We start from the raw sequence: 6,165 nt of genomic DNA, 5'->3' as shown, positions 1-6,165 counted from the left end.
GTAATTGGATGGACTCGCCCTCGCCGAGGCGTCGAGCGCGCCACGGTGGCACCCTACGATAACCACCGACAGCGAGGGCAAGGCCATGCAAAAGCGTACGACGAAACCGCAAGCTGCACACCCGGAAACGCTCTCTCTGTGCACGACAGTCGCTGTTGATCTGGCCAAGCAGGTGTTCCAAATCGCCGGCGAAGAGGCGCACGGAGAGCTGGTGTACGAAAAGCGTCTCCAGTCGCGCGAGGCGTTCTCGAGGTTTTTGTACCAGATCGCCAAGGGCGCGACGGTCTTGCTGGAGACCGGGCCGGGCGCACAAGCCTGGGCAAGACAGGTGCAGGCCCTGGGTTGTCAGGTGCGCTTGTTACCCGCACAGCGAGTCGCCGAGCACCGCAGTGGTGCCAAGAACGATCGCAACGATGCGCAGGCGATCTTGCGCGCCGGACGCGATACCACCATCCATGCCGTACCGGTGAAAACCGTGGAGGCCCTGGCCATGCAGGCGGCGCATCGGGTCAGACAGGGCTACCTACGGCGCCGGACGACGCTGGGCAATCAAATCCGGGGGCTGCTGCTCGAGCATGGCCTGGCGATCCCGCAAGGCGCTGCAGCGCTCAGCGACCGCGTGAGCCGGATTCTGGAGGATGCCACGTTGCCGCTGCCAGACCTGCTGCGTGAGCTGATCGCCGATATGCAGGCGGAATGGCAGGCGCTGGAAGGCCGTCTCCTGCTGCTGACCAAACGGCTGGAACAATGTGCACGCGCGGACAAGACCGCCTCGCGACTGATGAGCGTGCGCGGGGTTGGGCCGATCATCGCCACTGCCCTGGTCGCCAAGCAGGTCAAGCCCGCGTGCTTCCCGAATGCACGCCAGTTCGCGGCCTACTTTGGCCTGGTACCCGATCAGCACAGCAGCGGGCAGAAGGTTCGGCTCGGCAAGATGAGCAAACGCGGTGATGGTTATCTGCGCAGCCTGATGGTCGAGGGCGCCCATGCGGTGCTCCGCACGCTCAAGGCTGACTCCGAGGAAGTGGACGACCGTCGGCTGAACCGCTGGATGCAGCGGCACGGACGCAAGGGGGCGGCCATACGTCTGGCCAACCGCAACTTGCGTATCGTCTGGGTGCTGCTGCAGTCGGACGCCCGCTACTGCCGTAATCCCTCTGTCCAACCGGGAGCAACGATAGCCGAATAGATCCCACGAGATCCCGCCACCGAGGCGCTGAGCGCCTCAACCGCTGCTGAGAACATTGACCCCAGGTCAGACCGTCGCGCGATGATGCCTGCCATCCTACTGGCCCCTAAGCCTCTTCGTAATTGGCACGGCGCGAGCTCAGACAATGTTGGCCCGGAGCCCCTTTGCGGCTCCCTTGCTGAGGCCTGATACATAGATGCAACCGGGTTTCTCTGTTCAAAGCGGGTTGACAGTAAAAGGCGAGTCCATACATAGGGTGGGCTTCAGCCCAACACGGCGCCACATCGGCTCAACCCCACTCGCATCAGGGCAGTCCACCTCATAGGCTGGAGCTTTCCTATACTCCAGCGGTCAACCCGAAAAGGAGGTCCGACATGCGCCGTATTGCCCTTTTGCTTGCTGCCGCCCTGCTCAGTGCCCCGGTTCTCGCGTCACACTGCCCAGCGGACATGGCGAAGATCGACCAGATCCTGAAAACCGATCCACCCGCGGACCCCGCCGTACTCGAGCAAGTGAAAAAACTTCGCGTCGAGGGCGAGGAGCTACATAAGTCCGGCGATCACGCCGAGTCCGAGAAGGTGCTGGCTGAAGCACTGAACCTGCTGCAGTCCAGCGAATAGAAAGCAGCTCAGGATCCAGCGCGAGCTGGATCCTGAGCGTCAGGCCTCCTGGCCAAGCAGCGAGAGTGCCATTCGGCGTACCTGCTTCAGGTCCACAGGTTTACTCAGGCAGGCGTCGGCACCGCGACGACGTGCTTCGGCCAGGATCTTTTCATCCACCGCCGCACTCACTACCAGCACCGGCATCATTGCCAGTCGGGGGCTGGAGCGCACGAAGTCGAGCACATCCAGACCATCGCCATCGGGCAGATCCAGGTCTAGCAGCAACAGGGACGGGGTGATGTCTGCCAGAAGTCCCAGCGCCTTGCCCACCGAACCCGCTCCACGCACATCGGCCATGTCCCGCAGGCCCTCCTGCAGCACCTTGAGGCAGGCCGGGTGATCTTCCACGCAGAGCACCTTCGGCAGTACCTGCGGTTCTTCCACCTCAAGTTTGGCCAGCACCGGTGGCTCGTAGTCATCCGACGCAGCGATGCTTGGCAGGTCGATCCAGAAGCGGCTACCGATATCGGGCGCGCTGCTGAAGCCCATCTCGCCACCCATCAACTCCGCCAGCTCGCGGCACAGCACCAGGCCGATGCCTGTGCCCGGAATGGTTGAGTTCTCCCGGCCCAGTCGCTGGAAGGGCTGGAACAGCATGGCCTGCTGCTCCTGACTAAGGCCCGGACCGCTGTCGGCCACCCAGAGGCGCACGGCGGCCGGGCGTATCTCGTACCCCATGCTCACCATCCCTTCGGGGCTGTTGTACTTCACCGCGTTGGACAGCAGGTTCAGCATCACCTGGCGCAGACGTCGGGCATCGGCCATCACATGCAGCGTCGGCGAAGGTGGCGGCGCCAGCTGCAACTGCAGGTGACGAGCCTGTAGCTCGGGCTGGATCAGCTCAGCACAGCTGGCCAGCAGTGGGCCGATATCGACAGGTTTGAGCTGCAGCTTCTGGCGCCGATTCTCGATGCTCGACAGATCGAGGATGTCGTCCACCAGCGAGGTTAGGTGACGGCTGGCGTTGACGATCTCCTGAGCGTAATCGCCCTCCACCTTACGGTCCTCCTGCCCTTCTGCTTCCAGAGCGATCAACTGGGCGAAACCATTGATGGCATTGAGTGGCGTACGCAGCTCGTGGCTCATGCTGGAGAGGAAGCGACTCTTGGCCTGGCTGGCCGCCTGGGCTTCGCGACTGGCGACGCGCAGCTCCTCCTCCACCTGCTTGAGCCGGGTGATGTCCACATGAGTGCCGGCCACCCGCAGGGCACGGCCGTCGGAGTCCCGCTCCAGTACCTTGCCGCGGCTGAGCAGCCAGGAGTAACGGCCCTCGACATCGGCAAAGCGGTATTCGGCGTCGAAGTTGTCCTGGTCGCTGACCGAGAACAACATGCGCAGGCGGCGCACCCGCTCCACGTCATCCGGGTGCACGCGCTCGTTGAACTCGGCAAAGGTGATGCTGTCGCTGCGCAACCCAAAGCGTTTGACGAAGCGCCCGCTCATTTTGATGGAGAGAGTGATGGCGTCCACCTCCCAGAGGCTTTCCGTGGTGCTCTCCAGCACCAGATCAAGGTTGCGCCTGGCCTCCAAGCGTTCCTCCTCGCTCGCCTGCAGCTGGGCGCCGCTGAGCTGAACCGCCTCCGCCAGGGCCTGCAGCTCGGCAATGCGACTGCTCGGCGCGGGCGGGCGGAAGTCGCCCTGCCCGATACGCTTCATCATGCCCATGATGGCGGCCATGGGCGTTGCGAGTTCGCCGCTGAGGCGCCGTGAACGCGACCACATCCAGGCGAAGAACAGTGCGTAGAAGAAGCCCAGGCCGGCGATCAGCAGGTAACCGATCTGCTGGTAACGCTCAGCGAGGCGATTGGTTTCCTTGAAGATGTTGGCCTCGTCCACCACCATCATCAGCCGCCAGCCGGTCTGCGGAATCTCGGCCCAGGCCACCAACTGCTTGCGTCCACCCAACACCACTTCCTGCACATTCCCTTTGCCGACAGCCATAGCCTCCAGCAGCGGCTGCATCTCGCGGTGGCGAGCCAGGTTGAAATCTTCGGGCTTGAGCACCTCACGACGCACCGCCTCGTCGTAGGAGAAACGGGTCAGCTCACGCAAGCCAAAGTCACGCTCACCCGCCTCCGGCAGCGCCATGATGCTGTGGTCGCGGCTCACCAGCATCGCATAGCCCTGCCACGGCACCTTGAGGCTACCGATCTCGCCGAGCATCTGCCCCACGGTAATATCCAGGCCCACCACCCCTTCGAGGAAGTCGCCGCGGTAGACAGGCGTAATGGCTGACATCATCCAGCCAAGGCCGGCCGGATCCAGGTAAACGTCAGTCCATACCGTCTTGCGCTGCGGGTTGTGCTTGGCATCAGCGAGGTAATAGAAGTTGTAGTTGGGTATCACCATGTCATGGGGATACTGCTCAGGCGTCATGAAGAAGGGATAGATGCGGTTGTAGCTGTCCCAGCTGTTGAAGTAGACCGCCGCCACCAATGGGTTCGACTCTCGTATGGAGCGCATCAGCGGGTCGACCTGGGACAGGCGCAGAGCCTTCTCGTGGTCCTGGCGCTCTACCGGTGTGCTGCTGGCATAGAAGGACGCGGCGCGGCCGTCGTCGGTGCGCGTGTAGTAGACACCGTCGGAGCTCAGCACATGTCGCTGACGCTCCAAGTCATCAGGCTTGAAACTGCGATCCTGCAACGCCCGGCCCACCGCGTCGCGGAACAGCCGCGTGGGCACCTCGATGCCCTGCAGGCGCATATCGATCACCTTGCCTTCGCGGACCACCGCGCTGCTAAGGTCTTCCAGAGCGCTCTGCTGCAGGTAGTCCACCTGGGCATCGCGTATTGCACTGTTGGTCAACAGATAAGCCGTGATCAACACCGATTCGACCAGAATCAGCGGGATCAGGGCACTCTGTACGAAGGCACGCCAGATCCACTGGCGCAAGGGGGTTCGGGCAGAACGCGGCATGGCGACGTCTCGGCTCAAAGGTCTTCCTGACAATAGCCTGCAATCATATAGCAAGCACCCATGACATTAGGTCAAAAGCGTGGTCGACGCTTTGGCCCCTTTGCCGTAGACTACGTTCCGTTGTACACCCTGCAGTATTTGGGGCCGATTAGGATTCGACGCCGGTAACAAAACTCTAGGGGCATGCCGAGCTGGTAGCAGACCTCGTAAATTAGCTGCTGCAAACTATTAGTTGCCAACGACGACAACTACGGGGCGGCCCTCGCGGCCTAACCCTTCTGGCGGCTTCGGCTGCCAGCAGTCATTAGGGGATGCCTGTAAACCCGAAACGACTGTCAGATAGAACAGGATCGCCGCCAAGTTCGCTGTAGACGTAACGGCTAAAACTCATACAGCTCGCTCTGAGCACCCTGCCAGTCGGGCCGCAAAGAGCTAACTCAGTAGACTTGGCTAAGCATGTAGTCCCGAAAGCGGAGAGCTGGCGGACGGGGGTTCAAATCCCCCCGGCTCCACCAAAATCCAAGACTAAGCCCCTGATTTTCCTAGCGAATTTCGGGGGCTTTTTCTTTTTCGGTCCAAAGTGTCGAAGAAGTGTCAAATCCCCGCCTAGCTTCGATCGACTCGACCAGCGCACACCAAGCCCCCTAACATTCGAAGCAACCTCGTACGCTGTTCATCTGCTGGGAAATTACCAAGATGGTGTGGGGAGCGATTCATATGCGGCGTGTCAGCAAGCTTCTAGAGGGGCAGAAAGGCCCTCATGTCGTCGCGCAGTACCAAGCTGCCTACGCTTCGTACCAGAAGAAAACCAACTTCGTGTGGGTTTTATTCCTGGCACCAACCGTTGTGACAGGGTTGGGAGCAGCGTTTGCTCTAATTGGATTCTTTGCACTGAATCTATGGAAGCTCACCTTCAACTAACTCACCGATCGCTTAAAGGGCCAAATTTGACGGCGTCCTGTAGGTGGTCCGGCGACAGATGTGCGTAGCGCATGGTCATAGCCAAGGTAGAGTGCCCCAGGATCTTCTGAAGGGTGAGGATGTTGCCGCCGTTCATCATGAAGTGACTGGCGAAGCTAGGCCGTAGGGCATGGCTGGCTTGGCCTTGCGGTAACTGAATGGTGGTGCGCTCCAGGGCGCGGAGGAACGAGGTGATGCAGCCAAATGCTGTGAGGACCGAGACAGCCCTCACTGCTGAATCCGCAAACTTTCGCAGGCGCAAAGACAAACCCCCGACCCGCTTACGCGGATCGGGGGTTTGGGATAGAAGCTTGACGATGACCTACTCTCACATGGAGAAGCTCCACACTACCATCGGCGATGCGTCGTTTCACTGCTGAGTTCGGGATGGGATCAGGTGGTTCCAACGCTCTATGGTCGTCAAGCAATTCGGTTGGG

3 protein-coding genes, 1 rRNA gene, 1 other RNA gene and 1 pseudogene are annotated in these 6,165 nt (G+C 61.2%); 3 read left to right on the top strand and 3 right to left on the bottom strand.

The annotated features are described in order from the left end of the window. The first annotated feature begins 85 nt into the window (after positions 1-85). Together E8F20_RS09455 and E8F20_RS09450 are read left to right on the top strand one after the other, a co-directional pair. A complete protein-coding gene (locus E8F20_RS09455) occupies positions 86-1,189 on the top strand; it encodes an IS110 family transposase (RefSeq protein ID WP_280282091.1) in 1,104 nt (367 codons plus the stop codon). A gap of 374 nt (positions 1,190-1,563) precedes the next feature. After that, positions 1,564-1,809: a hypothetical protein gene (locus E8F20_RS09450; protein ID WP_280283521.1), complete on the top strand. Its 246-nt coding sequence runs from the start codon at positions 1,564-1,566 to the stop codon at positions 1,807-1,809. Positions 1,810-1,848: 39 nt separating this feature from the next. On the opposite strand, the gene E8F20_RS09445 is transcribed toward E8F20_RS09450, so the two are convergent. Then, complete coding sequence (locus tag E8F20_RS09445; RefSeq protein WP_280283522.1) at positions 1,849-4,767, bottom strand: ATP-binding protein; 2,919 nt, start codon at positions 4,765-4,767, stop codon at positions 1,849-1,851. Positions 4,768-4,907: 140 nt separating this feature from the next. Here E8F20_RS09445 and ssrA point away from each other — a divergent pair. After that, positions 4,908-5,282, top strand: a transfer-messenger RNA (tmRNA) gene (ssrA, locus tag E8F20_RS09440). A 407-nt stretch (positions 5,283-5,689) separates the two neighbouring features. Here the strand turns inward: ssrA and E8F20_RS09435 are convergent. Both E8F20_RS09435 and rrf read right to left on the bottom strand, forming a co-directional pair. Then, positions 5,690-5,926 (bottom strand): annotated as a pseudogene (locus E8F20_RS09435) (tyrosine-type recombinase/integrase); the annotation flags it as partial. Between the two features lie 110 nt (positions 5,927-6,036). Beyond that, positions 6,037-6,152, bottom strand: a 5S ribosomal RNA gene (rrf, locus tag E8F20_RS09430). Between the last annotated feature and the right edge of the window lie 13 nt (positions 6,153-6,165).

This window comes from Pseudomonas sp. BN415, from assembly GCF_029871195.1.
Classification (GTDB): domain Bacteria; phylum Pseudomonadota; class Gammaproteobacteria; order Pseudomonadales; family Pseudomonadaceae; genus Metapseudomonas; species Metapseudomonas resinovorans.
The sequence above is the reverse complement of the archived record's forward strand: the minus strand, read 5'-3'. Positions and strand labels throughout refer to the sequence as shown.